Origin of the sequence: Amycolatopsis sp. NPDC051045, from assembly GCF_040682955.1 — a bacterium.
In the GTDB taxonomy this organism is placed as follows: Bacteria; Actinomycetota; Actinomycetes; order Mycobacteriales; family Pseudonocardiaceae; genus Amycolatopsis.
In genome coordinates this window covers 679,106-703,020 of sequence record NZ_JBFBCC010000002.1, presented here as the reverse complement: position 1 = coordinate 703,020, position 23,915 = coordinate 679,106, and the positions used below count along the sequence as shown (strand labels likewise).

Here is a 23,915-nt window from a genome sequence, read left to right as displayed (position 1 = left end):
GCGGCACCCTCGACGCGATCCGGCCCGACGGGCTCCCCACCACCAACGCAAACCCCCCAGGCGCGCCGGGCGGCACCCTCGACGCGATCCGGCCCGACGGGCTCCCCACCACCAACGCAAACCCGCCAGGCGCGCCGGGCGGCACCCTCGACGCGATCCGGCCCGGGGGACTCCCCTTCTCCCTGCACGGCGCCATCCACCTGATGCCGCTGGGCATCTCCCTCGTCGGCGCGGTCGTCCTCGGGGCGCTGCTGCTGCGGCACGGCCGGACCGGGCTGCCCGTCCGCGCCGCCGCCGCGGCCGTGGCCTTCCCGGCCGGGCTCGCCGCCATGAGCCTGGCGGCCCGCGGGAACCTGACCCTCCCGCCGCCGTCCGGCTCGCCTCGGTGCTGGGCGTCGTGCTGGCCGTCCTGGCGCTGCTTTCCCGGGTTTCCCTCGAACTCGGCGTCGCCGTGGTCAGCTTTCCGATCCCGGTTCTCGCCGTGAACCCGCTGCTCGCGCTGGTCGCCGGGCTCACGGGCGGTGCGTTGGCGGGCTTCGCCGGCAGCCTGCTCGCCGACGGGTTCCGGAGCCTGGTCTCCGTATCCTCGCGGACATGGAAGCGATGACGTCCCGGCTGCTGGTGGTGGACGACGAAGCCACGGTGCGCGAACTGCTGTCCGCCGCGCTGCGCTTCGCCGGGTTCGAGGTGACCTCCGCGGCGACCGCGGGCGAAGCCGTCGCCGCGGCCACCGCGGAGCCGCCCGATCTGGTGCTGCTCGACGTCATGCTGCCGGACTCCGACGGCTTCGAGGTCGTCCGGCGGCTGCGGGAGCACGGTGCCCGGGTGCCCGTCCTCTTCCTCACCGCGCGGGACCGCCAGGCCGACAAGGTCACCGGCCTTTCCCTCGGCGCCGACGACTACGTGACGAAGCCCTTCGACCTGGCGGAGCTGATCGCGCGGATCCGCGCGATCCTCCGCCGGACCACCGGCCACCACGGCGGCGTGCTCACGGCCGGCACGCTCGTCCTCGACGCCGAGGGGCACCAGGTGACGCGGGCGGGGCGCGCCGTCCGGGTGTCCGCCACCGAGTTCCGGTTGCTGCACTACCTGATGGAGAACGCCGGCCGCGTGGTGTCGAAGGCGCAGATCCTCGACCGGGTGTGGCGCTACGACTTCGGCGGGGACGCCAGCATCGTCGACACCTACATCTCCTACCTGCGGCGGAAAGTCGACACCGAAGAACCCAAGCTCATCCACACCGTGCACGGGGTGGGTTACGTGCTGCGGGAGCCCCGGCGGTGAGGCGCTTCTCGTTGCGGGCCAGGCTGTTGCTGCTCACCGCCGTCCTGCTGCTGGCCGGGCTCGGGCTCGCCGGCGCGGTCGTTTCCCACCAGCTGGAGCGCTACCAGCTCGACCGCCTGGACGGCCAGCTGCGCTCGATGACCGAGCTGATCTCCCGCGCTTCGACCACGGCACCGCCGGCCGCGAACCCGGCCACCCGCCCCGAACTCCTCGACTCCGCGCTCGAACTGTTCGGCACCCCCTACGTGGTGTACCTCGACGCCGGCGGCGCGGTGTCCGGTGGCCTCCACTCCTCGAGCCTGGCCGGCGCGACGCTGCCGCCGCTCGATGCGCTGCACACCGTCCCCACCGACGGGACGGCCGTCGACCTGCGCGCCGCCGACGGCTCGGGACGCTGGCGGGCCGTCGCCCGGCCGGCCGCCCGCTGGGGCGGGACGGTGCTGGCCGCCGCCCCGCTCACCGAAGCCGACGCCACCATCGCGCAGCTGCGGTCGAGCAGCCTGATCAGCGGCGCCGCGCTGCTCGTGCTGCTGACCGCCGCGGGCTGGTTCGCCCTCGGCCGGGGCCTGCGGCCGCTGCGCCGGATCGAGCACACGGCGGCCGCGATCGCCGACGGCGACCTCACCCGGCGCGTCCCCGTCCTCGCCCCGCCCGGCACGGAGATCGGGCACCTCGCGGCGTCGCTCAACACCATGCTCGGCCAGCTCGAGCGGGCCTTCGCCGACCGGGCCGCGTCCGAGGCCCGGATGCGCACCTTCGTCTCGGACGTCAGCCACGAGCTGCGCACGCCGCTGTTCGGCATCAAGGGGTCCGCGCAGCTCTACCGGATGGGGGCGCTGCCGGCACGCTCCGATGTGGACGAAGCGATGCACCGGATCGACCGCGAGGCCACCCGGCTCACGGCACTCACCGAGGACCTGCTCCTGCTCGCCCAGCTCGACGAAGCGCCCGCCGGGCAGCTCGACCGGACGCCGATGGACCTGCGCACCCTCGCCGGCGACGCCCGGCACGACCTGCGGGCCCTGGACCCGGGCCGCCCGGTCTCGTTGACCGGCCCGGGCGGCGCGGGCCCGCCGGGCCCGGCCCCGGTCGACGCCGACGAGGCGCGGCTGCGGCAGGTCGTCACCAACCTGGTGGGCAACGCGGCCGCCCACACCCCACCGGGCACCCCGGTCCGCATCGGCGTCGGCACGGTGTCGGGCCGCGCGGTGCTCGAGGTGGCGGACGAAGGTCCGGGCCTGACGGCCGAGCAGGCGAGCCGCGTCTTCGACCGCTTCTACCGCGTGGACCGCTCCCGGACGCGTTCGCCGGGCGCCGACGCGGGCCTGGGGCTCTCGATCGCGCGTTCGCTGGCCCGGGCGCACGGTGGGGACGTCGAACTCGAGACAGCTCTCGGTGAGGGTGCATGCTTCCGGTTGACGTTGCCGCTGCTGGACGAGGCCTCGCCGTGAATGACTCTCATTTCCTACGTTCGGGCTCCCCGGCGGCGGTCACAGCTTTCCGCCCGCGACCGGCGGCATGTCCGGGGCGTCCGCCACCTCCGTGCCCGCCTCGCGGTAGAGGTGGTTCTCGACCTCGAACAGGTTGCCGCCGGCCCGCTCGACCACGGTGAGCAGCGTGGACATCTGCGCCACCTCCTCCACCTGCTCCTTGAGGAACCAGTGCACGAACTGCTCGCCGAGGTAGTCCTCCTCGGCCCGCGCGGCCTTGGCCATCGCCTCGATGTCGGCGGTGACCTCGCGCTCCTGGGTCAAGGCCAGCTCGATCGCTTCGTGCACGCTCGAAAAGTCGTTCCGCACGTCGCCGGTGCCGGGGATCGCCACCGGCTCGTCGCGGTCGAGCAGGTAGCGCACCATCGCCAGCGCGTGGTTGCGCTCCTCGATCGCCTGCCGGTAGAAGCGCTTGGCCAGCCGCGGCAGGTCACGGGCGTCGAACCAGACGGCCAGGGCGATGTACTGCTGGGCGGCGGTGAACTCGTGGCGGATCTGCGTCTGCAGCAGTTCGGCGAACTTCCGGGTTTTGGCCATGCCCACAACCTACGACGGACCGGGGGCGCGGATCTACGATCGGCCGGTGACCCCTGCGCCCGGCCTGCCCGACCTGTCCGGCACGATCGCCTGCGTCACCGGCGCCTCCGGCGCGATCGGTCACGGGATCGCGCTCCGGTTCGCCGAAGCGGGCGCGGCCGTGGCCGTCCACCACCGTCGTCCCGGCGCGGCCGACGACGTCGTCGCGGCGATCGAAGCCGCGGGCGGCCGGGCGCGCGCGTTCGCCGCCGAACTCACCGACGACCACGCCTGCCACGCCCTGCTCGACGCCGTGGCGGGCTGGGGCGGCCGGCTCGACGCGCTGGTGAACAACGCCGGCGTCCAGCCGGTCGAAGCCCTCGACGGGCTGACGGCGCAGCGCTGGCGGGCGATGCTGGACGCGACCCTGACGAGCGCGTTCTCCTGCACCCAGGCCGCGGCCCGGCTGATGGGCGCGGGCGGCAGCGTCACGCACATCGCGTCGATCGAGGCCCGGCAGCCGGCCCCCGGGCACGTCCACTACAGCGCGGCCAAGGCGGCGCTGGTGATGCACGCCCGCGGCGCGGCACTGGAGTACGGGCCGCGCGGGATCCGCGTCAACACGGTGTCCCCCGGGCTGATTTCGCGGGCAGGTCTGGACCGGGACTGGCCGGAGGGCGTCGAGCGGTGGCACCGCGCGGCGCCGCTGGGCCGGCTGGGGACACCGGCCGACATCGGCAACGCGTGCGTCTTCCTGGCGTCCCCGCTGGCGTCCTGGATCACCGGCCACGACCTGGTCGTCGACGGCGGCGTCACGGCGCGTCCGACCTGGTGACCTCCTGCGGTTCCGGCGCCGGCACGACCTGCAGGACCACCTGTCGCGCGCGGTCGAAGACGGCTGGTGGTCAACGCCTTCGGCCGGACCGTCGTCGACCGGGCAGCCGACCGGGGTTGTGTGAGGCAAAGTGAAGCCGTCACAGCCCTGCTAGACTGAAACGTGTTCTAGTTCCGGGTCTGGGGAGCGCGATGTCCGAAAACCCGTTTCCGGTCGTCGACGGCGTGCCGCCGGGGCGCGCGCTGCTCGGCTCCCGGATCCGTGAGCTGATCGAGGCTTCCGTGTGCGTGCGCGGCGACGAAGCCGACCTCGCCGCCGCCGCCCGCCGCGTCGAAGCGGTCACCGAGGCGCTGCGCGCGGCCGGTGGCGCGTCGCCGTTGCTGCTGGCCGCCCTCGAGGGCGGGGGTCACCTGAGCATCAACAACCCCCTGGAAGGTCCGGGGAACCCGCTGGCGCCCCCGCTGTCGTGGGTGCGCGTGGGACCGGAGTCGGTGTGCGCCGACGTCCTCCTCGGCGCGGCGCACGAAGGCCCGCCCGGCCGCGTGCACGGCGGCTGGGTGGCGGCGGTCCTGGACCACGTGCTGGGCCGCGCGACCGCCGCGGCCGGCTTCCCCGGCATGACGGCGTCCCTGACGGTCGACTACCACCACGGGACGCCGTACGCGGTGCCGCTCACCGCGGAAGGCCGGCTCGTCCGCCGCGAAGGCCGCAAGCTGCACGCCACCGGCGAGCTCAAAGCGGGCGACGTCGTCTGCGCGACCGCGACGGCGATCCTGGTCCACTTCAGCGCGGACCGGTTCCCGGTGTCCACAAGGGACTAAGGCACCAGCGTCGTGTGCCGGGGCGCCTCCGAACTCGAGGTCGCCATCAGGACCGCGCAGATCGGCACCGCCATCGCCAGCGCCGCCAGGACGAACACCGGGAACAGGAACGAGAACACCTCCGTGCCGGACGGGTCGGGCGCCGCCGGGTCCAGGTGCAGGCGCACCGCCGCCATGCCCGTGTAGTGCATGCCCGAGACCGCCGCGCCCATCACCAGGCCCGCCGCCAGGCGGGGCAGGAGCTTGTCCAGCCCGACCGTGAACCACAGCGCCGCCGTGGCCGCGACGACGGCGATGACCACCGAGAGCCCCACCAGCGTCGGGTCGTAGCCGATCGTGCCCTTGATCTGCACCGCCCACATCCCCGTGTAGTGCATGACGTTCACCGCGAGCCCGGTCAGCAGCCCGCCGAGCAGCAGCCGCTTCCAGGCGAACCGGTTGCGGACGCCGAACACCAGCAGCCCGCAGAACACCGCCACCACCGACAGGATCGCCGACAGCGCCGTGCGCGCGATGTCGTACCGCACCGGCAGGCCGGGCGTCGAAAAGCCGAGCATCGCGATGAAGTGCATGACCCAGATGCCGACGCCGCCGATGGACACCGCCGCGAGCGCGAGCCAGGTCAACCGGATCCGCGGGTTGTCGGTGGACCTCGCCTGCAGCGTGCAGGCGAGGCCGAGGGCGCAGCCCACCACCGAGGTGAGGTAGGCGAGCACGACGAGCCAGTTGCCCATCGCGAAGTCTTCGTGGTCCATGGGCATTTCCCGGCTCCTTCAGGCTTTGCGTGATCTGGGGGCGTGGTGCTCGGCGAGCGCGTGCTCGGCCGCGGCGATGAGGGTCCGTTTCGTCGACTCCGGCGAGCGCGCGTCGCAGCTGACGACCTCCACCGCCGCCGGGATCTTGAGGGCTTCGCGCACCTGCTCGGGCCCGTGCTGGCGGGTGTTCTGGAACTGGTTGATGGCCACCAGGAACGGCAGGCCGCGGGACTCGAAGAAGTCGATCGAGGCGAAGGAGTCCGCCAGCCGGCGCGTGTCCACCAGGACGATCGCCGCCACCGCACCGCAGACGAGGTCGTCCCACATGAACCAGAACCGGTGCTGGCCGGGCGTGCCGAAGACGTAGAGCACCAGGTCGTCGGCGAGGGTGAGCCGGCCGAAGTCCATCGCGACCGTGGTGGCGAACTTCCCCGGCACCGCTTCGGTCCGGTCCACGCCGACGGCCGCGGACGTCATGAGGGCTTCGGTCCGCAGCGGGTCGATTTCCGAGACGGCACCGACGAACGTCGTCTTGCCGGCCCCGAACCCGCCGGCCACGACGATCTTCGCCGAGGTGATCCGGCCGCTTTTGGAGGCTTTGTCAGAGCGCACGTAGTCCACTGAGGACCCTTTCGAGCAGGTCGTTCCGTTCGTCCCAGGAGGCGTCCGCGGTGAGTGTGTCGCGGATCGACACCTGGCCGGCGCTGAGCAGGTCGCCGATGAGCACCCTGGCCACGCCGAGCGGCACGCCCAGGTGGGCGGCGACCTCCGCCACCGACCGCTGGTGCAGGCACAGCTGCGTCACCACCGCCAGGGGGTTGGTCGGGCTGAAGGGCGCGGTGCGGCCCTCCGCCGTCGTCTCCACGAGGGCTTCCACCGCCAGGTCGACCGTCGGCCGGGTGCGACCGGCGGTCCACGCGTAGGGGCGGGCCAGCGACGCCGCGTGCCGCCCGCCTTCGCGTCGCCGGCCTTCGGTCACCGGGCCGCCCCCGGGGAGGCCGCGGGCCGGGCCGGGGTCTCGACCACCTTCCCGACCCGGGCCACCAGCAACGTCATCTCGTAGCCGACCAGCCCGATGTCGCAGCCCGGGTTGGCCAGCACCACCAGGTTCGAGCCGTCGCCGACGTTCATCAGCAGCAGGAAACCCTGTTCCATCTCGATCACCGACTGCACCACCCGGCCCGCGGTGAACAGGTCGGCGGTGCCGAGCGCGAGGCTGGAGAGACCGGACGCGATCGCCGAGAGCTGGTCGGCGCGGTCGCGCGGCAGGTTTTCGTCGGCCGCCACGAGCAGCCCGTCCGCCGAGACGAGCGCGGCGTGCGCGACGCCGGGCACCTCCTGGGTGAACGCCGACACCAGCCAGTTCCGGGACCCCTCGGCCACTTCCGCTCCTTCCTGCCGGGTGCTCATCACTGCTCCGCCTCCGGTTCGCCCGCGACCCGGTGGCGGGCCGCGCGCATGCCGCTGTAGTGCCGGGAAAGGTTGTTCCGCACCGCGGCCGGGTCGCGGAAAGCCGGGTCCGGCGGCTGCGGACGGCGCGGGGCGGCCGCGCCCGGCGCGAGCTGCGCGCCGGGCTGCCGGGCCGGCAGCCCCGAGTCGGTGAACTCGGCGTCGTCGAGGGTGCCGATCGCGGCTTCCGCGGCCTGGCGGACCTGATCGGCCGGCGTCGCCCAGGCGTCCGCCGGAGCCACTTTCGCCGGGGTGTCGGCGAACCAGTGCGACACCATCTGGTCGAAGATGGGAGTCGGCAGGTCCACCACGACCGCGGACGGCGGTTCTTCGGCAGGCCACCGGGGTTCGAGATCGTGCCGGGCGGTGCCGTTGACCGCCGGGGGCCGCGCGGGCGGGAGAGCCCGGGGCGGCAGGTCGACCAGGATCAGCACCCCCGGGACGTGGACGCTGGCGGTGATGCCGGCGCTGGCGGTCCGCGTGGTCGTGGGCCGCAGCCGGACGGTGATCCCGTGGGACGCGGCCAGCCTGCTCACCACGAACAAGCCCATCCGGCGGGTGGTTTCCGGGCTCACCGCGGCCCCCGCGGCCAGCCGGGCGTTCGCCACTTCGAGGTCTTCGCGGGTCATCCCGAGCCCGACGTCGACGACCTCGATCAGCAGGCCGCCGTCGAAGCCGCGGTCGGCGGTGAGCACGACCTGCTCCTCCGGCGGGGACGACCGGATGGCGTTCTCCAGCAGCTCGGCGAGGATGTGCACGACGTCCGCCGCGGCTTCGGGCTGCACCGACCCGCGCGGCGCGTTGCCGAGCGAGACGCGCTGGTAGTCCTTGACCTCCGACGTCGCGGCCCGCAGCAGCTCGACCGTCGCGACCGGCCCGACGTCCCGCCGCACCGGCTTGCCACCCGCGAGGACCTGCAGGTTCTCGCCGTTGCGCCGCAGCCGGGTGGCGATGTGGTCGATCTGGAACAGCTCGGCCAGCCGCTGCGGGTCCTGCTCGTCGGCTTCGAGGTCTTCGATCACCGACAGCTGCAGCTCCACCAGCGACTGGCTGCGCCGGGACAGCGTCATGAACATTTCGCTGACCTGGATCCGCATCTCGGCCTGCTCGCCGACGGCCAGGCGCACCGCCTGCCGGTGCATGTCGTCGAAGGCCCGCGCGAGCTGCCCGATCTCCTCCTCGGAGTCGACCGGGATCGGCGCGGTCGCCCGCCAGTCGACCTCCTCGCCTTCGCGGATGCGTTCGATCGTGCCGGGCAGGCGGCGGCGCGCCGTGTCGAGCGCGGCGGCGTGCAGCCGCCGGATCGGGGCGACCACCGACCGGGCCACGGCCAGCGCGATGGCGAGGGCGCCGAGCAGGGCGGCGAGCACCAGCGCGGCGTCGCGCAGCGCGTCGGACCGGGCGGTGTTGGTCTGCGCGCCGACCGCGTCCGAAAGCGTCTTCACCTGCTCGGCGAGGATGGTGCCGAGCATCGTGCGCTTCGCCGCGGGGCCGCCGGCACCCTGGCTGGTCGCCGCGGCGAACCGGGCGGCCGCCGCACCGGCGGGCAGGGCCCGCCGGACCTGCCCGGTGAGCACGGTTTCTTCGGCCGCGGCGCGCTCGGCCCCCGCCACCGAAGTGCCCTCGGACCGGCCGGCCAAGGCTTCTTGGCCGGCGAGGCTGGTCCTCAGCTGCACCAGCGATTCGGCGATGGTCGCCAAAGCGCCGAGATCACCATTCCCGGCCTGACCTGCGACGCCGGTGATCACTTCGCTCAGCGCGACGGTGAAGTCGTGGTAAGCCGCGGTTTTCGCGGCCGGCGAACCGGTCTGCTGCCGCAGGCCGGCCAATTTACCCAGCTGATCTTCCAATGACCGCGACAGTTCCGGTGTGAGCTGGGAAAATGCGGCGTCGTGGCGGACGACCGCGGCTTTCTCGTCGACCGCGGCGGTCTGCGCGGCGCCGCCGTCGTGGATCATCTCGTCGTCGACCAGCCCGGCGAGTTCGGAAATTCCTTGCACGACCGGCATTTGGTCGCGGACGGCGCTGAGCCCGCCCGCACGGGCGAGCTCGGCCTGCACCCGGCCGCCCGCCAGCAGCAGGGCGACCAGGACGGGCAGCAACAGCACAACGGAGATCTTGGTGCGCAACCGCCAGCTGCCGGGATTCCAGGAGGTGGCGGAACGACGGGACGAGGGTTCGTCTTCTTTCATCGGTGGCGTGGCTCGATTCGTACCGGTGGCCCGAGAACGATTTCTGGTTCCTTTTCCGCGGAATTCAGCCGGAGACGTAACCCCGGCGGCGGTGGTGTTGTCAAGGAACACCGGCCGTTTCCCCCGTACGCATCAGCTACACAGCGTGAACTGCCACAGCGCGGATTTTTACCTTTGCGGAGGGTGAAGGAAGCCGCCGGACCAGGCGGAATTCCGGGCCGGGTGCGTGATTTTCCGGCAACCACGACGCCGGGGACCGCCCGGGGGACGCGAGCCGGGCCCGATACCCTCGGCCGGGAAGGGGGTGCGCCGTCGGTGTTGAAAGTTCACTTCACGGAAGCGGACCTGGCGAAGCTGACCATCGCCGAGGACGCCGACCCGATGTGGGAACTGCTCATGAGCAGCTACCGCATCCGGCGACCGGAGGGTGAGCCGTTCTTCGGCCGCTGGCGGCGGGGCTCACGGTCGGCGGTCCCCCAGTCCGGCCGGCTGCTGATGTCCGCCGTCCCGCCGTACGGGTACTGCCCGGACTTCCTCACCCCGGCCGGCGTCCGCACCATCGGCGAGGGGGTCTCGGCGGTGCTCGAGACCCCGCAGCGCACGCTGGCCACCGACGTCGCCGAGCTCACGGCGCAGGGCACCCACGTCCCGGCGTGGCTGCGCCGCGTCGGCGACGGCGAACCGCGCGAACTGCGGCGGCTGGGCGCGGCCCTGCACGACTACTACCGCCAGTGCGTCGAGCCGGACTGGGCCACGGTCCGCCGCGCGGTCGCCCGCGACCGACGGCGGCTGCAGGCCAACCTCGACCACGGCGGGCCGCAGCTGCTGCTCTCGACGCTGCACCCCGACATCACGTGGTCGCCGCCGGTGCTGCGGGTGCGCTTCCCGATCGAGCAGGAACTGCACCTGAACGGCCGCGGCCTCCGGCTGATCCCGGCGTTCTTCGCCCACGGCATGCCGACCACGTACAAGGACCCGGACCGGCCGCCGGCGCTGGTCTATTCGATCAGCCACCCGCGCTTCGACAGCGACGCCGAGCCCGGCCCGTCGCTGGCCGCGCTGCTCGGCCAAACGCGGGCCCGGGTGCTCGTGACGATCGCGACCACCCGCTGCAACACGAGCGAGCTGGCGGAACTGACCGGCATCTCCCCGGCGACGGCGAGCCAGCACGCGTCGGTCCTGCGGGCGAGCGGGCTGATCAGCAGCACCCGGTCGGGCAAGTCGCAGATCCACGAGATCACCCCGCTCGGCTTGGGGATCATCCGGGCGAGCTGACCGGCCGCGGGCCGACGCCGTGCACCCGCCGCCCGCTCTGCACCTCGCCACCTACCCCGCACCCCGGCACTCGCCGCCCACCTCGCGCCCGCCGCCCGCCGCCCGCCGCCTCACCACCCACCCCGGCACTCGCCGCCCACCCCGCACCCCGGCACCCCCGGGGCACCCACCCGGCACCCCGGCACCCACCCCGCACCCGCCGCCCGCCCGGCACGTCACCACCCACCCCGCACCTGCCGCCCACCGCCAGCCCGGCACCTCGCCGCCCACCCCACACCCGGGCACCTCACCACCCACCCCGCACCCGCCGGCTGCCCGGCACCCGCCGCCCGCCCGGCCGAGCGGCGGGTGCTGCCCGCCCGAGCCGGGTCGTGTTAGCCTGTCGCCGTGCAGCGCCCGATGCCGTCCTCGCGACTCGTAACCCGGCGCGCCGGCTGAACCCAGGTCGCCGGTGCGCTGCGTCGTCGATCGCCGTTTTCCGGGACCTGGCCCCGATCACCTTCCGTCGTTGATCCGGAGACCAGCCATGTCCACTTCGTTCGCCGTTCCCGCCACCCGCTCGGCCATGCTGCTGCGGCGTCGCATCGCCACCTACTTCGTCGGCGGTGCCGACGAGATCCCGGCGCTCGTCCGCGCCCTGGACGGGCACCTCGTCCACGAGCTGTCCGTCGACATCAAGGACGGCGTCCGCGAGAGCGGCATGGTCTGCGCCGTCCTGCTGGCCGCCGAGCAGACCGGGCCCCTGCTCGACCGGCTGCGCGAGCTGCCGTCGGTCGTTTCGGCGGAGCTCGCCTAGCTCCGCACGAAGGTGCGCGAGCGCATCGCGTTCGCGACCATCGCCACGCCCTCCTCGGTGAACAGCGACTCCGGGTGGAACTGCACCCCTTCGATCGGCAGCTCCCGGTGCCGGACGCCCATCACCTCGCCGGTCGACGACCAGGCCGTCACGACCAGTTCGGCCGGCAGCGACGCCGGGTCGACGACCAGCGAGTGGTAGCGCGCCACGGTCAGCGGGTTGCGCAGGCCGGTGAAGACGCCGTGGCCGTCGTGCGCGAGCGGTGAACACTTGCCGTGCATCGGCTCGGCCGCGTGCACCACCCGGGCTCCGAACGCCGCGCCGATCGCCTGGTGGCCCAGGCAGACGCCGAACAGCGGCACGTGCCCGGCGAGGCGGCGGACCAGCTCGACCGAGATGCCCGCGTCCGCCGGGTCGCCCGGGCCCGGTGAGATCACGACCAGTTCCGGGGCGAGCGCGGCGACGTCGGCCACGGACACCTCGTCGTTGCGGTGGACCTGGCACGAAGCACCGAGGTCGCCCAGGTACTGCACCAGGTTGTAGACGAACGAGTCGTAGTTGTCGATCACGCAGATCACGCGGCCGTCCCTTCCACCGTCACGCCGAGCGCCCGCGCGCCCGAGCCGAGCTTCGCCAGGCACTCCGCGTACTCCTCGGCCGGGTCCGAGTCGTGGACGATGCCGCCGCCCGCCTGCAGGCGGATCTCGCCGTCGCACCACACCACGCTGCGGATCGTCAGGTACAGGTCCACGTGGGACACCCCGAACGAGCCGACCGCACCGGAGTACAGCCAGCGCCGCGCCGGCTCCAGCACGTCGATGAGCTCCATCGCGCGCACCTTCGGCGTCCCGGTCATCGTCCCGGCCGGGAACGTCGCCCGGATCAGCTCGTCGGTGCCCCGATCCCGCGCGGGCTCGCCCCACACGTCCGACGTCAGGTGCATGACGTGCGAGTACCGCTCGACGGCCAGCAGCCGCCCGACCGAGACGCTGCCCGGCCGGCACACCCGGCCGAGGTCGTTGCGGGCCAGGTCGACGAGCATCCGGTGCTCGGCCAGCTCCTTCACCGACGAGCGCAGGTCGTCCTCGGCGAGCCGGTCGGTGCGGCCGTCGCGGCCCCGCGGCCGGGTGCCGGCGAGCGGGCGGATCAGCGCCTTCCCGCGGGACAACGTCAGGCACGGTTCCGGGGACGCGCCGACGGCCTCGAACCGCGGGCCGCCGAACCAGAAGTGGTACGGCGACGGATTGATCGTCGTGAGTCTCCTGTAGACAGCCAGTCCATCCACAGTGGCCGGTGCGGTCCAGGCGTTCGACAGCACGAGCTGGAAGACGTCGCCGTCGAGGATGTGCTGCCGGGCGCGGCGCACGGCGTCGACGTACTCGTCGTAGGCGAACCCGAACCGCCCGGTGCCCACGGCGACGGCCCCGAGTGGCGTGATCGCCAGGCCGTTCAGCGTCCGGGCGACCTGTTCGGCCGCCGTGCGGGCGGCCGCGGGTGTCGGGCCGCGGCCGATCACCTGCCCGTCGGCGAACCGGACCAGCACCTCGGGCAGGAAGAACTCGTACGCCGGCCGGTCGGTCGCCGGGTGGCGGCTCGGCAGCCGCTCGAAGTCCCGCGCGGCGTCGTAGCCGAGGAACCCGTACCACGCCGCTTCGGCGTCGGTGGTGCCCGGCGGAAGGTCCAGCCCCTTCAGCAGGTCCACGGCGGCGGTCAGGGGCGAGCCGCCACCGGGGTGCGAGACCACCGCGAGCTCACCCGCGGCCAGCACGGCGGCGTCCCCACCGGGTCCGGCGGTGAGCATGACTCGGCCGGCGGCCCGCAGCGCGGAGGCGGCCGCCACCGGGTCCACCGCCGTGTCCAGTGGCACCACGTGGCGGTGCAGCCGGTCGCCGGGGGCGAGCGCGGAGGTGATCATCGCACCGCGGCCCGGCTCGGCGGCACCCGGAACTGCGTCCGCTCGTGGTCGCCGACGGGCTTGCCCATGGCGTAGCGGAACGCGGCGAGCTGGATCGCCCGCGGCGGGCAGCCCTCGACGAAGATGCCGAGGTCCCGGCTCTCGTACAGGCAGTTGCCGACGAGCACCACTTCCCCGCGCAACGGCGGCAGCGAAACCTGCGGCCCGGAGACGACGGTCAGCTCCCCGTCCCACGCGCACAGTTCATCGGCGAGCGCCTCCATGGCCCCGGCCACGAACCGGCTGCACGCCGGGCACGCGTGCTCGGCGTACACGTGGATGCCCTCGCGCGGCACGACGATGTCGACCGGCGCCTTGACCATGTCGAAGGCCAGCTCGGGCAGCGGCGTCCCGAGCAGCTCGATGTCTTCGAGCGAAAGCGGCCCCATGCCCCGCTCGTGCGCGTCACGCAGGTACGCCACGCTGCCGGGGTCGAACCCGGCCAGCGTGCCGACGGCGACGTCGAGGGCGACGGCGTTGCGGCCCGCGGCGAGGAACCCGGCCTCGCGGGCGCGCCCGTCCATCGGGTAGTTGCCCTCGATCACCGTGGTCCCGTCGCACACCACGAGGTCCTGCGGCCGCATCAGATTCAGGTCCACTGTGGACTCGTCGACGCCCGCCATGTGCACGATGCGCGTCGTGTACCCGGGCAGCAGCCCGACCAGGTTCTTCATGGCGTTGGAGTAGACGACGCTCGCGTGCGTGCGCAGCTGCGGGACGCCGATGAAGAAGTCGCAGTCCAGGATCAGCTCGGGGACGGCGATCGGCACCCGCAGGGACGTCGCACCGGGGATGCCGGTGATCCGCAGCGGCAGGTCGTCGAAGCTGACGACGCGAGCGTACTTCGCGGCTTCGTGGTCGTTGAGGATTTCGTAGATGGCGTGCGTGCGCTCGGCGATCACCGGCCGGGCCCCGTGCGCGGCGACCACCTTGGCGATCGCCGCCAGCAGCGCCGGGCGCACGTGGAACCCCGGCGCCGTCTGGAACAGGTTGGGTTTGATCAGCACCTCGGCACCGGCCCGCAGCCCGGCCAGCGGCGCGCCGAGCAGGCCGAGCAGCCGGTCCAGGCCGTCCGGCACGTCGGCGTCGCCGCCGACGGCGGTGAGGGCGACCTGCTCAGTCATCCGTTTCCTCCATCGCGATGACGCGGGCCGGCGCGGCCTCGGCGCCGGCGACCTTGGTCGGCAGCGCGAACAGCTGCACGACGGGCTTGGTCAGCTCGTGCATGTTGGTGACGTACTCCAGCAGCGGGATCCCGGCGGCCAGGAGCGCGTGGTGCACCGGTGAACCGGCGTCGCCCGGCCGTTCGGTGAGGCAGTCGAGGCCGAACAGGCTCGCGCCGTTCTCGATGGCCCACTCCGCGGCCGACGGCGTCAGGTACGGCGGCCGGTCCCAGTAGTCGGGCCGGCCCCAGTTGTGGCGCAGGTAGTCGGTGCGCACGAGCAGCCGGTCGCCCGGCCGCCACTCCGGCCGCAGCGTCTTCTCGAGGTCCTCGCCGGTGACGGGCTCCAGCTCGCCCTTGCCGGACAGGTCGGCGACGCAGGCGCGGCCGATCAGGGTCTCCAGCGGGACCTCGTCGATGCCTTCGGTGCCGGGGTAGAAGTGCAGCCGGTACTCCATGTGGGTCCCGTTGTGCGGGAAGACGTGCAGGTAGGAGAACGTGCGCTTGGTGCCGTACGGGTCGGTCTCCGGGGTCATCGAGCGTTCGCTGACGAACTTCGGGAACCAGTCGGCGGGGTAGGACGGCATTCCGTCGTAGAAGCCGTGGGTCAGGTCGACGAGTCGGGCCACCACAGGATCTCCTTGTTCAGCAGGTGAAGAGGCAGGTGTTGCGGACGCTCGCGTTGTTGCTCATGGTGATGACCGTCGTGCCGCCGGGCGGGATCGCGCGGACCCCGCCGCCGGAAAGGCCGGACGGCGTCATGAAGGCCGCCCACAGCGCGTACCACTCGCCGCGCGCGCCGGTGTCCGGGTCGATCACCGTTTCCAGGTTCGGGTGGACGATCTCCTGGACCAGCGAACCGGTCCGTGAGCCCGCGTCGAGGGTCTCCCGCCAGGTCCGGGCGTCCACCTCCCGGCCGATGACGACACCCTGGCCGCCGTACAGCCCGGTCGGTTTGAACACCAGCCGGTCCTGGCGCCGCATGCACTCGTCGATGCGCCCGGCGTCCGGTCCGGCGCCGGGGCGGCCGAGCATGCGGCTCCACGGCAGCACGCGTTCGATCGCCGCTCGTTCGTCCGCGGTGAACACCTCGACGTACTCCGAGAGCATCGCCAGCGTGCCCTTGTTGCCGAACACGTTGCTGGGCGTCCAGACCACGACGCTGCCGGCCTCGTGGGCGCGGAAGACCGGCTCCAGGAGTGCGTCGCAGTCCGGGTGGCCGAGCATTTCCTCGAGCCCGTAGTACCGCAGGATCACGTCGACGCCCACGCCGTCCAGGTACGGCTTGCCGTCGCGGAACTCCAGGTCGCCGATCTCTCCGGCGTGACACTCGATTCCGTTGTCGCGCAGCATTTCCGCGGCCGAACGCCGCTGGCGCCCGTAGGTGGCCAGCCCGCCCGGGCTCTCCAGGATCGCGACCACCGGTTCGCCCGCGCCGATCGTCTTGCCCGCGTTGCGCAGCGCCGCGGCGAGGTCGGAGCCCATGTCGAGGTAGCCGAGGCCGTGTTCGTCCGCGAACTCGGCGACCTCCGGCACCCCCAGGTACGCCTTGGGCAGCGCGCCGACCATGTCCAGGCCGCCGAGCGCGCTGCCGATGTTGTACTCCAGCAGCTTGAACGCCGAACCGTCGTAGTAGACGTCGGCCCGGCCGTACAGCGGCGGCGGTCCCTCGCCGAGCAGGCGGCCCATGAAGGCGGCGTGCCGGTCGTCGATGCCCAGCGCGGTGCGGAACCGGTCGAAGTCGCCGTCGAAGACGCGCCGGGGCAGGCTGGTGACGAGGTCGAAGACGGTGACGAGGTCCCGGCCGAACGCCCGGTACGCGGCCTCGTCGACCATGATCGGCCGGGGCAGCAGCCGGGGCCACGACCGGCGTTGGGCGTCCGACAGCTCCAGGCGCTCCCGCGCGTGGCGCAGCGGGCCGTCCGGCGCCTCGCAGCCGGCGAGGTAGGCCTCGGTGACCTGATCGGCGCGTGCCGACATGGTGCCCTCCCAGGGGTTTCAGACGGAGACGGACGCCTCGGCGGGCGCCGGACGGCGGGCGAGGATCACCCGGTACTGCAGGATGACCACGACGCCGAAGAGCAGGTAGATCGCGGCCATGCCCCGCGCGGCCAGCACCGCGCTCAGGCTGATCAGCACGGAGTTGACGACCTGGCCGAACCGGATGTGGAGGTAGTACGCGGCCAGGTACCGCGGCCGGCCGTCCTCGGGGGCCAGCTCCGCCAGCAGCGCCTGCTGGACCGGCAGGTTCATCAGCTCGCCTACGGTCAGCACGACGACGGCGGCCAGCAGCAGCCACGCGTCGTTCGTGACGGCGAGGACCGCGAACCCGCCCGCGTACAGGGTGATGCCCGCGTAGAGCCGGGCGCGGTCGGACATCCGGCGCAGCAGCGTGTTGACGACCAGCGCGAACGCCACGACGAGCATCGTGTTGACCGCCTTGAGCACGCCGAGCATCCGCACGCCGTCGACGGCACCGAACGGGAACACCGGCTGGACCGGGAAGTTCGTCGACAGCCGGATCCCGATCGCCGTGCTCAGCTGCCCTTCGAGGGTGAGGATCAGGGTGGCGGCGATGATCAGCCGCCGGAAGGTCGCGTCGGCCAGCACCACCTTGTAGCCCTCGACGAACTGGGCGAGCCCGGTCAGTTTGACCGGTGGGCGGGGCGTCTCCGGCTTCGTCTCCGCCACGAGCGTGACGGTGACGGTGAGGGCGAAGGCCATGCCGGCGGCGCCGCCGAGGATCACCGCGCCGAAGTGCGAGCTGTACAGGAACGCACCGAACAGGGCACCCGTGCCGAGCGCGAGGTTGATCACCCAGTAGTTGACCGTGTAGACGAACTTGCGGTCCGCCGGCGGGGTCACGTCGATGATCGTCGCGTCGTTCGCCGGCAACGCGAGGTTCGTGCCGAACTTCACGATGGCGTAGCTGAAGTAGACCGCGAGCGCGCCCCAGCCGGCGTGGTAGGCGACCGCCATCAGGGCCAGGAAAGCCGTGCCGACGACGTCACCGACGATGAGCACCGGACGCCGTCCCCAGCGTTCGGACAGGTGACCGCCGGTCAGCATGCCGAACACCGCGAACACGGCGAAGACCAGGATCAGCGCGCCGGCGAGGGCGACGCCGACGTGCGCGGCCAGGTAGATCGCGATGAAGGTGAGGATCATCGCGTCGATCAGCTTGTGGACGAACGCCAGCCCGATCCGGAGCCGGACGTTGCGGTGCAGGGCGAAGAAGGTCCTCATCGGAGCTCCACCTCGATCAGGTCGCGGACGCGGTCCGCACGGGCATGGGCCTGGGCGGCGTCCGCGGAGCCGGTGAGGATCACGTAGCCGTGCCGGGTCTTGGAGCTCACCGTCTCCGGGAGCACGTCGCCGGGCGCGAACGGGAAGTGCAGGGTGTGCACGAAGTCCAGGGCGCGCACCGCCGCCAAACCGGACACTCGGTGCAGCGTTCCCGGCGGGAAGGAGAAGTACGCGATGTGCGCCACGGATCCGCCCGGTTCCGGCACGGACGCCCGCCCGGCGAGCGCGGCGAACATCGCACGTTTGACGTCGAAGCCGCGGGCGATCGCGATGAGGTCCGGGATCTTGTCCCCGCCGAGCCGGGCCTGCGACTCCACGATCCGCGGCCCGTCCGCGGTCAGGATGACCTCGGTGTGCGCGGGGCCGCACTGGTACCCGGCGGCGTCGAGCAGTTCCACCGCGATCGCGGCCACCTGCCGCGTCCGCGGCGTCTCCGGTTCGCCGAACAGGTGACCCCGCTCCACGAAGTGCGGCAGCGGGCCGAGCAGCTTGCGCGTGACGCCGACGACGTGGTGCTCGCCGCGCACGGTCATGGTTTCGACGCTGAACTCCGGGCCGCGCAGGTACTCCTCGACCAGCAGCGGCCCGGTGTACCCGGCCAGTTCCCGGTGCCAGGCGGGCAGCTCGGCCGGGTCGGTGAGCAGGAACACCCCGCGGCTGGCGGACAGCGCGGCCGGCTTGACCACCACCGGCAGCGTGAAGTCCCGCAGGAGCGGCTCGACCGCCGTCCAGTGGTCCGCGGTGGCGAAGCGCACCGACGAGATGCCCTTGTCGCGCAATAGCGTGCGCATCGCGAGCTTGTCGTTGAGCAGGGCGACCGAGCGCGGCGAGTTGACGGCCTTCCCGAGCTCGTCGGCGACCTCGTGGGCAAGCATCATGCTTTCCTCGCTGCCGACGTGCCAGACGTGGTCGGCGCCGGTTTCCCGGACGGCTTCGCGGATCGCGCCGGCGTAGGCGGAGCGGTCGGTGAAGTCCACGAGCCGGAAGCCGTCGGCGAGCTCCGCCACCTGACGCAGGTACTCCGGGGCCTGGGCGCCGAACAGCCGGCGAGCTTCGGCGGGGTCCCAGAGCGCGGTGATCCGGAAGCCTTCCGCCTGGGCTTTCCGGAGGTACGCCTGGTACGGCATGACCATGACCAGGTTCGCCATCTCGTTCCCTCCTGTCCGCACTTCGGTGGGCCCAGCCTCGCCGACGCGGCCATCGGCGGGACATCGGAGACGCATCGGTCAGTCCCGGCGGGTGGTCACCACGATCTGCTGGGCCGCCGCCTCGGCGATCCGGCCGGCCAGGTACGGGCCGGCCGCCGTCGCCAGGACGTGGCCGAACCGGTCTTCGTTGACCCGCAACGGATCGATGCGCGCGCCGGGCCCGACCGACACGACCGCTTCGCACACCCCGGGGACGGCGGCGGCGATCTCCAGCCCGCACACGCTCTCCACGACACCGGGATCCGCGGTCAGGTACCGGATCGCCGCGCCGCCGATCGGCGTGGGGAGGACCGGGATCGGCTCACCGAGGTACTGGCGGATCAGCAGTTCCATCGTGGACCGCCCGAAACTGCGGTCCATCAGCTCGGTGATCCGGGCGCCGCCCGGCCGCGGGTTGATCTCGACCAGCTTCGGCCCGGCCGCGGTGTACTTGAGCTCGACGTGCGCGAGGCCGAGGTCGAAGCCCACCGCCGTGGTCGCGGCCACGGCGGCCTCCTCCAGTTCGCGACGGACGTCGTCCGGCAGGGCCGTCGGGAAGCTGTGCCCCAGCTCCACGAACCGGTTGTGGCCGCCGACGATCTTGTCGGTCACCCCGAGCACGCGGACGCGGTCCGCCTCCGCCAGCACTTCCACGCTGACCTCGAACCCGACGAGGCATTCTTCGACGAGCACCTCGGCCGCCCGTGGTTGTCCGCGCCGGTTCGCCGGCTCCGCACGGATGGCCTCGAACGTGGCCGCCACCTCCGCCGGAGTCGTGCACCGGACGACGTGGGCGCCGCTGGTCTCGTCGACCGCCTTCACCACGCACGGCAGGCCGATGTCGTGCGCCGCCCGCACCGCGTCCGAACCCGTGGTCACGACCCGGAACTCCGGGACCGGCACCCCGCGCTCGGCCCACCGCCTGCGCTGGTCGGCCTTGTTGCGGGCGATCCGGATCGCGGCCGGGTCCGGTCCGGGCAGGCCGAGCTGACGGGCCGCTTCCGCGGTCTGGACCACTTCGTACTCGGCCACCGAGAGCAGGGCGTCGAGCGGCTGCCGGGCGTCGACGGCCTTGACCGCCGCCAGCAGCGGTTCCGGTTCGTGGGTCGCGCAGGACACGAATTCGTCGACACAGCGCTCGAGCACCTCGGTGCCGCCGGGCGTCGCGTGGTAGCGCTCGAGCCCGCTGCTGAAGAAGGTGACGTGCAGGCCCAGCGCGCGGGCCGCGCGCAGGGCGTCGAACCCCGAGCCGGACCGGTTCGACTCGACGAACCCGATGCGTGTCATGGCCGTTCCCTCACTCGTAGTTCAGACCGGGCGTGCGTGAGCGCTTCAGCTCGAAGAAGTGCGGGTTGCGCGCGAGCGCCGCCATCCCGTCGAAGAGCTGCGCCGCCTCCTCGCCCCGGGGGATCGCGTTGAGCACCGGGCCGAAGAAGCCGGCGCCGTCGAGGTGGATCGCCGGGGTGCCGAGGTCCGCGCCGACCGGGGCCAGCGCTTCGGCGTGGCTCTTGCGCACCGCCTCGTCGTGGTCCGTGCTCCCGGCCGCGTCCGCGAGCGACGCCGGCAGCCCGGCCTCGGCCAGCGCCTGCGCGACGACCTCGGGGAAGTCCTTGTTCCGTCCGTTGTGGATCCGGGTGCCGAGCGCGGTGTAGAGGTCGCGCAGCACCTCCTCGCCGTGGTGCCGGGCCGCGGCGGCGCAGACCCGGACCGGGCCCCACGAGCGGTCGCACAGCTCGCGGTACCACGGCTCGAGCTCGCGGTCCTCGTTGAGCACACCGAGGCTCATCACGCGGAACCGCAGGGCGATGTCCCGCCGCTGTTCGACCTCGAGGATCCACCGCGAGGTGATCCAGGCGAAGGGGCAGGCGGGATCGAAGTAGAAGTCGACCTTCACGGGCATCCTTTCTCAGACGGCGTGCAGCCAGCCGAATTCGTCGGGGGTCTCGCCGTACTGGATGTCCAGCAGGGCGGTCAGCAGGCGGCGGGTGACCGGGCCGGTGCCGCCGTCGCCGATCGCCCACTCCCCCTCGGGCGTGACGGCGTGCCCGACCGGCGCGATGGCGCGGGCGGTGCCGCAGGCGAACGTCTCGGTGATGCGGCCGTCCCGGCACCCGCGTTCCCAGTCCTCGAGCGTGACCGGTTCCTCGGCGACGGCCAGCCCGAGCCGTCCGGCGAGCCGCAGGATCGAGTCGCGGGTGACGCCGGCCAGCAGCGTGCCGCTCAGCGGCGGGGTGACGAGCCGGTCGCCCTCGACGAAGAACAGGTTGGAGCCACCGACCTCCTCGACGTACCGGCGTTCCCGCGCGTCCAGCCAGACGACCTGGTGGCAGCCGCGTTCCACAGCCTCGCGCTGCGCCAGGTAGGACCCGCCGTAGTTGCCGCCGCACTTGATCGTGCCGGTGCCGCCGTCGGCGGCGCGGACGTACTCGGGCGAGGCCCACAGCCGGATCGGCGCCGGTTCGGCGGCGGCGGGCCGGGCGGGGCTGCCGATGACGGCGAACAGGTACTCCCCGGCGGGCCGGTTGGACAGGTGCGTCTCGGCGGCGATCATGAACGGCCGCAGGTAGAAGCTGTGGCCCCGGCGGTCGGGCACCCAGTCGCGGTCGACGCGCGTCAGCGCCGCCACGGCGGCGAGGAAGTCCTCCTCCGGCAGCTCCGGCATGGCCATCCGGCGGGCCGACCGCGCGAACCGGCGGGCGTGGTCGCCGGGGCGGAAGAGCACGTGCCGCCCGTCCGGCCGCCAGAACGCCTTCAGGCCCTCGAAGATCGTCTGTCCGTAGTGGAACGCCATGGTCGCCGGGTGCAGGGAGAACGCGGTGAGCGGTCCGGTGCGGGCGTCGTGCCAGCCCCGGCCGCCGGTCCACCGCGCGGTCACCATGTGGTCGGAGTACAGCGCGCCGAACCCGGGCATGCGCAGCAGCTCTTCCCGCTCTCCGGCGGGCGTCGGCTCGGCCCGCTCCGAGGCGAATTCCAGCGAGGTCATCGGCACTCCCCGCGGGCGAGCATGGTCCGGCCGATCTCCGGCGTCTCTCCGAACACTGGTTTCCCGCTCTCTGGCCGCGAAGGCCGCTCAGTGTGTCTGCAGGCTTCTGCTCGTCACGCGAGCGCGTCGCTCGTCGCGAGGTTCTTGCCCCGGCGGTCACGGACGTGGACGGCGAGGTCCTTGTACTTCTCACGCAGGAAGCGCTTGAGCGACTTTCCGGTGACGCCGAGCGGGAAGTCCCCGTCGGCGGTGGCGACCTCGACGACGGACAGCTCGGGTTGGCCGTGGGCGCGCAGGGCTTCGTTGGCCGCGAACAGCACCTTCTCCGCGTCCACGCCGTCGCCGGTCACGACCGCGACGGCCACCTCTTCGCCGTCGTGGTGACCGGCCACCACCGTGCAGTCCTCGACCCCGGCGACCTCGTTGAGGACGAGTTCCTCCATCTGCACCGAGTAGCCGGGCCCGGCGGCGGTGTGCACCACGTCCACCGCCCGGTCGACCTGGTAGAAGTTGCCGTCCTCGTCCCGGTAGGCGACGTCGCCGGTGAGCCAGTAGCCGGCGAGCATGCTGCGGTAGTAGGTGTCCTGGTTGCCCCAGTAGCCCACGGTCATCGACGGCGGCTTGGCGCCGAGGAGGCCGAGTTCGTGGGGTTCGGCGAGCGTGCCGTTCTCCCGCACGATCGCGACTTCGGCGTACCCGACCGACTTGCCGACGCAGCGGTCGTTGCGCTCGGTCGCGAGGGTGCGGGGCTGCATGAGCACGCCCCAGCCCAGCTCGGTGGTGCCGAGCCGGTCGAGGAAGGCGGCGGGCGGCAGGCCCGGCGACCGGCGGCCCAGGATGTTCTTCAGGTGCCGCTCGTGGATGGCGTCGGCCATGGACACCCAGATGTTCACCGAGTCCAGCGCGCCCGCCGGCGTCTCGATCGCGGCCAGTTCCGGGTAGGCGTGGCCGAAGGCCATCACCATGGTCGGCTCGTGCGCCTCGACGGCGTGGGCGAGCTCCGCCCCGGAGACGTCCCGCCAGACGACCATCGGCTGCCCGCCGAGCACGGCGTAGGCGTTGAACGACACACAGCCCTGGTGCGACTGCGGGAGCGCGTTCAGGATGACGGCGCGGGGCTCTTCGCGGTAGTTGACCGCCCGCCACTTCGGACCGTCCAAAATGGTCTTGTGGGTGTGGATGACCGGCTTCGGCAGCCCGGTCGTGCCGGAGGAGTGCATGAGGCCGACGGGGTCGTCCGGGTGGTGCCGGAACCGGTCCGCGTCGGGCAGGACGGCCGGCGGCGGGCCGTCCTGGCGCGTCTCGATCCACGCGAGGTTCAGCCGGTCGAGGTCGGGGGCGATCCGGTCGAGCCGTTCTCGGTCGGTGTAGAGGCCGATGGCCCCGCTGCGCTCGATCAGGGCGGCCGCGCTGTCCCGTTTCGCGTTGCTGTTGATGAGCATCGAGATGGCGCCGATCTGCGCCAGCGCCGAGAGGTGGATGAAGTACTGGATGGAGTCGGGCGGGAAGACGGCGACCCGGTCGCGCGGGCGCACCCCCCGTTCCAGGTACCAGACGGACCAGCTCTGCACGAGGTGATCGAGGTCGCGGAGGCTGAACCAGGTCCGCGTTTCCCCGCCGGTGTAGGGGATCGGCGTCAGGGAGTGGATGAACGGCTCGTCCGGGCGCGGGTTGAGCTCGAGCATGGCGGGCAGCAGGTTCCCGCCCCCGATGGCAGGGTCCTCGAGAACCTCGGCCCGCAGCTGGGGGCTCAGGACGGTCTGGTGGGTGAACTCCATGTCATCACTTTTCTGGTGCGGGCCCACGACGGCGACGGGGACCGGGGCGTCGGATCCGGCCAAGCCTGACGGGGGCGGCCATCGGCACTGCCTCGCCGTCGCATCGGCGCTGCATCGGCGCTGCATCGGCGG

Annotated in this window: 23 protein-coding genes and 1 pseudogene; 7 read left to right on the top strand and 17 right to left on the bottom strand. The window is 72.7% G+C overall.

All coding sequences use genetic code 11. The features are described 5' to 3' along the window. The 3 genes and pseudogenes from AB0M80_RS07530 to AB0M80_RS07520 all read left to right on the top strand — a co-directional run. Positions 1-485: pseudogene (locus AB0M80_RS07530) on the top strand (hypothetical protein); the annotation flags it as partial. A gap of 118 nt (positions 486-603) precedes the next feature. After that, entirely contained in the window at positions 604-1,284 is a 681-nt protein-coding gene (locus tag AB0M80_RS07525) for a response regulator transcription factor (RefSeq protein WP_364560396.1), read from the top strand. After that, a complete protein-coding gene (locus tag AB0M80_RS07520; RefSeq protein ID WP_364560240.1) occupies positions 1,281-2,735 on the top strand; it encodes a HAMP domain-containing sensor histidine kinase in 1,455 nt (484 codons plus the stop codon). The genes AB0M80_RS07525 and AB0M80_RS07520 overlap by 4 nt, the downstream gene beginning before the upstream one ends. A gap of 39 nt (positions 2,736-2,774) precedes the next feature. Here the strand turns inward: AB0M80_RS07520 and AB0M80_RS07515 are convergent, their stop codons facing one another. Beyond that, on the bottom strand, positions 2,775-3,311 hold the full coding sequence (locus AB0M80_RS07515; RefSeq protein WP_364560237.1) for a ferritin: 537 nt from the start codon (positions 3,309-3,311) through the stop codon (positions 2,775-2,777). 46 nt (positions 3,312-3,357) lie between these two features. Here AB0M80_RS07515 and AB0M80_RS07510 point away from each other — a divergent pair, with 46 nt between their 5' ends. Together AB0M80_RS07510 and AB0M80_RS07505 are read left to right on the top strand one after the other, a co-directional pair. After that, positions 3,358-4,125, top strand: a complete 768-nt coding sequence (locus AB0M80_RS07510; protein ID WP_364560235.1) for an SDR family NAD(P)-dependent oxidoreductase — start codon at positions 3,358-3,360, stop codon at positions 4,123-4,125. A gap of 191 nt (positions 4,126-4,316) precedes the next feature. After that, positions 4,317-4,946: a PaaI family thioesterase gene (locus tag AB0M80_RS07505; protein ID WP_364560232.1), complete on the top strand. Its 630-nt coding sequence runs from the start codon at positions 4,317-4,319 to the stop codon at positions 4,944-4,946. On the opposite strand, the gene AB0M80_RS07500 is transcribed toward AB0M80_RS07505, so the two are convergent. Genes AB0M80_RS07500 through AB0M80_RS07480 form a run of 5 tightly spaced genes read right to left on the bottom strand, consistent with a single transcriptional unit; the run spans position 4,943 to position 9,258 of the window. Further along, complete coding sequence (locus AB0M80_RS07500; RefSeq protein WP_364560394.1) at positions 4,943-5,701, bottom strand: MHYT domain-containing protein; 759 nt, start codon at positions 5,699-5,701, stop codon at positions 4,943-4,945. The two genes, AB0M80_RS07505 and AB0M80_RS07500, sit on opposite strands and share 4 nt — an antisense overlap. 18 nt (positions 5,702-5,719) lie before the next feature. After that, a complete protein-coding gene (locus AB0M80_RS07495; protein ID WP_364560229.1) occupies positions 5,720-6,322 on the bottom strand; it encodes an ATP/GTP-binding protein in 603 nt (200 codons plus the stop codon). Beyond that, positions 6,303-6,680, bottom strand: coding sequence for a DUF742 domain-containing protein (locus AB0M80_RS07490; RefSeq protein ID WP_308671394.1), 378 nt, complete (start codon positions 6,678-6,680; stop codon positions 6,303-6,305). Before AB0M80_RS07490 ends, AB0M80_RS07495 begins: the two co-directional genes overlap by 20 nt. Beyond that, complete coding sequence (locus AB0M80_RS07485; RefSeq protein ID WP_364560226.1) at positions 6,677-7,111, bottom strand: roadblock/LC7 domain-containing protein; 435 nt, start codon at positions 7,109-7,111, stop codon at positions 6,677-6,679. The genes AB0M80_RS07490 and AB0M80_RS07485 overlap by 4 nt, the downstream gene beginning before the upstream one ends. Beyond that, positions 7,111-9,258: an ATP-binding protein gene (locus AB0M80_RS07480; RefSeq protein WP_364560224.1), complete on the bottom strand. Its 2,148-nt coding sequence runs from the start codon at positions 9,256-9,258 to the stop codon at positions 7,111-7,113. The genes AB0M80_RS07485 and AB0M80_RS07480 overlap by 1 nt, the downstream gene beginning before the upstream one ends. A 399-nt stretch (positions 9,259-9,657) precedes the next feature. Here AB0M80_RS07480 and AB0M80_RS07475 point away from each other — a divergent pair, with 399 nt between their 5' ends. Both AB0M80_RS07475 and AB0M80_RS07470 read left to right on the top strand, forming a co-directional pair. Further along, positions 9,658-10,617, top strand: a complete 960-nt coding sequence (locus tag AB0M80_RS07475) for a winged helix-turn-helix domain-containing protein (protein WP_364560221.1) — start codon at positions 9,658-9,660, stop codon at positions 10,615-10,617. 526 nt (positions 10,618-11,143) lie between these two features. Further along, positions 11,144-11,413 carry a hypothetical protein gene (locus AB0M80_RS07470; protein ID WP_364560219.1) on the top strand — a complete coding sequence of 90 codons (270 nt, stop codon included), beginning with the start codon at positions 11,144-11,146 and terminating at the stop codon, positions 11,411-11,413. On the opposite strand, the gene AB0M80_RS07465 is transcribed toward AB0M80_RS07470, so the two are convergent. The 11 genes from AB0M80_RS07465 to AB0M80_RS07415 all read right to left on the bottom strand — a co-directional run bounded on the left by AB0M80_RS07465 (position 11,410) and on the right by AB0M80_RS07415 (position 23,783). After that, complete coding sequence (locus AB0M80_RS07465; RefSeq protein WP_364560217.1) at positions 11,410-11,991, bottom strand: aminodeoxychorismate/anthranilate synthase component II; 582 nt, start codon at positions 11,989-11,991, stop codon at positions 11,410-11,412. The two genes, AB0M80_RS07470 and AB0M80_RS07465, sit on opposite strands and share 4 nt — an antisense overlap. After that, the gene (locus tag AB0M80_RS07460; protein WP_364560214.1) at positions 11,988-13,328 is read right to left on the bottom strand and encodes an anthranilate synthase component I family protein; all 1,341 of its coding nucleotides are present in this window, start codon (positions 13,326-13,328) and stop codon (positions 11,988-11,990) included. The genes AB0M80_RS07465 and AB0M80_RS07460 overlap by 4 nt, the downstream gene beginning before the upstream one ends. Continuing rightward, positions 13,325-14,491, bottom strand: a complete 1,167-nt coding sequence (locus AB0M80_RS07455) for a DUF362 domain-containing protein (protein WP_364560211.1) — start codon at positions 14,489-14,491, stop codon at positions 13,325-13,327. Before AB0M80_RS07455 ends, AB0M80_RS07460 begins: the two co-directional genes overlap by 4 nt. Continuing rightward, the gene (locus AB0M80_RS07450; RefSeq protein ID WP_364560209.1) at positions 14,484-15,158 is read right to left on the bottom strand and encodes a cyclase family protein; all 675 of its coding nucleotides are present in this window, start codon (positions 15,156-15,158) and stop codon (positions 14,484-14,486) included. Before AB0M80_RS07450 ends, AB0M80_RS07455 begins: the two co-directional genes overlap by 8 nt. Before the next feature lie 16 nt (positions 15,159-15,174). Next, positions 15,175-16,509: a hypothetical protein gene (locus AB0M80_RS07445; protein ID WP_364560206.1), complete on the bottom strand. Its 1,335-nt coding sequence runs from the start codon at positions 16,507-16,509 to the stop codon at positions 15,175-15,177. Between the two features lie 18 nt (positions 16,510-16,527). Further along, complete coding sequence (locus AB0M80_RS07440; RefSeq protein ID WP_364560203.1) at positions 16,528-17,775, bottom strand: MFS transporter; 1,248 nt, start codon at positions 17,773-17,775, stop codon at positions 16,528-16,530. Beyond that, entirely contained in the window at positions 17,772-18,983 is a 1,212-nt protein-coding gene (locus tag AB0M80_RS07435) for an ATP-grasp domain-containing protein (protein ID WP_364560200.1), read from the bottom strand. Before AB0M80_RS07435 ends, AB0M80_RS07440 begins: the two co-directional genes overlap by 4 nt. A 78-nt stretch (positions 18,984-19,061) precedes the next feature. Continuing rightward, entirely contained in the window at positions 19,062-20,309 is a 1,248-nt protein-coding gene (locus AB0M80_RS07430) for an ATP-grasp domain-containing protein (protein ID WP_364560197.1), read from the bottom strand. A 10-nt stretch (positions 20,310-20,319) separates the two neighbouring features. Next, positions 20,320-20,922 (bottom strand): DsbA family protein, encoded by a 603-nt coding sequence (locus AB0M80_RS07425; protein WP_364560194.1) that lies wholly within the window; start codon positions 20,920-20,922, stop codon positions 20,320-20,322. A 6-nt stretch (positions 20,923-20,928) separates the two neighbouring features. Continuing rightward, positions 20,929-22,005, bottom strand: a complete 1,077-nt coding sequence (locus AB0M80_RS07420; RefSeq protein ID WP_364560191.1) for a branched-chain amino acid aminotransferase — start codon at positions 22,003-22,005, stop codon at positions 20,929-20,931. A gap of 113 nt (positions 22,006-22,118) precedes the next feature. After that, complete coding sequence (locus AB0M80_RS07415; protein WP_364560189.1) at positions 22,119-23,783, bottom strand: class I adenylate-forming enzyme family protein; 1,665 nt, start codon at positions 23,781-23,783, stop codon at positions 22,119-22,121. Between the last annotated feature and the right edge of the window lie 132 nt (positions 23,784-23,915).

What these genes read in the sequence shown, in the direction of transcription:
- AB0M80_RS07430 (WP_364560197.1), bottom strand. Translation starts at nt 20,309, where the DNA reads ATGACACGCATCGGGTTCGTCGAGTCGAACCGGTCCGGCTCGGGGTTC.
- AB0M80_RS07425 (WP_364560194.1), bottom strand. Translation starts at nt 20,922, where the DNA reads ATGCCCGTGAAGGTCGACTTCTACTTCGATCCCGCCTGCCCCTTCGCC.
- AB0M80_RS07470 (WP_364560219.1), top strand. Translation starts at nt 11,144, where the DNA reads ATGTCCACTTCGTTCGCCGTTCCCGCCACCCGCTCGGCCATGCTGCTG.
- AB0M80_RS07455 (WP_364560211.1), bottom strand. Translation starts at nt 14,491, where the DNA reads ATGACTGAGCAGGTCGCCCTCACCGCCGTCGGCGGCGACGCCGACGTG.
- AB0M80_RS07415 (WP_364560189.1), bottom strand. Translation starts at nt 23,783, where the DNA reads ATGGAGTTCACCCACCAGACCGTCCTGAGCCCCCAGCTGCGGGCCGAG.
- AB0M80_RS07440 (WP_364560203.1), bottom strand. Translation starts at nt 17,775, where the DNA reads ATGAGGACCTTCTTCGCCCTGCACCGCAACGTCCGGCTCCGGATCGGG.
- AB0M80_RS07420 (WP_364560191.1), bottom strand. Translation starts at nt 22,005, where the DNA reads ATGACCTCGCTGGAATTCGCCTCGGAGCGGGCCGAGCCGACGCCCGCC.
- AB0M80_RS07435 (WP_364560200.1), bottom strand. Translation starts at nt 18,983, where the DNA reads ATGGCGAACCTGGTCATGGTCATGCCGTACCAGGCGTACCTCCGGAAA.
- AB0M80_RS07500 (WP_364560394.1), bottom strand. Translation starts at nt 5,701, where the DNA reads ATGGACCACGAAGACTTCGCGATGGGCAACTGGCTCGTCGTGCTCGCC.
- AB0M80_RS07505 (WP_364560232.1), top strand. Translation starts at nt 4,317, where the DNA reads ATGTCCGAAAACCCGTTTCCGGTCGTCGACGGCGTGCCGCCGGGGCGC.
- AB0M80_RS07460 (WP_364560214.1), bottom strand. Translation starts at nt 13,328, where the DNA reads ATGATCACCTCCGCGCTCGCCCCCGGCGACCGGCTGCACCGCCACGTG.
- AB0M80_RS07515 (WP_364560237.1), bottom strand. Translation starts at nt 3,311, where the DNA reads ATGGCCAAAACCCGGAAGTTCGCCGAACTGCTGCAGACGCAGATCCGC.
- AB0M80_RS07445 (WP_364560206.1), bottom strand. Translation starts at nt 16,509, where the DNA reads ATGTCGGCACGCGCCGATCAGGTCACCGAGGCCTACCTCGCCGGCTGC.
- AB0M80_RS07485 (WP_364560226.1), bottom strand. Translation starts at nt 7,111, where the DNA reads ATGAGCACCCGGCAGGAAGGAGCGGAAGTGGCCGAGGGGTCCCGGAAC.
- AB0M80_RS07525 (WP_364560396.1), top strand. Translation starts at nt 604, where the DNA reads ATGACGTCCCGGCTGCTGGTGGTGGACGACGAAGCCACGGTGCGCGAA.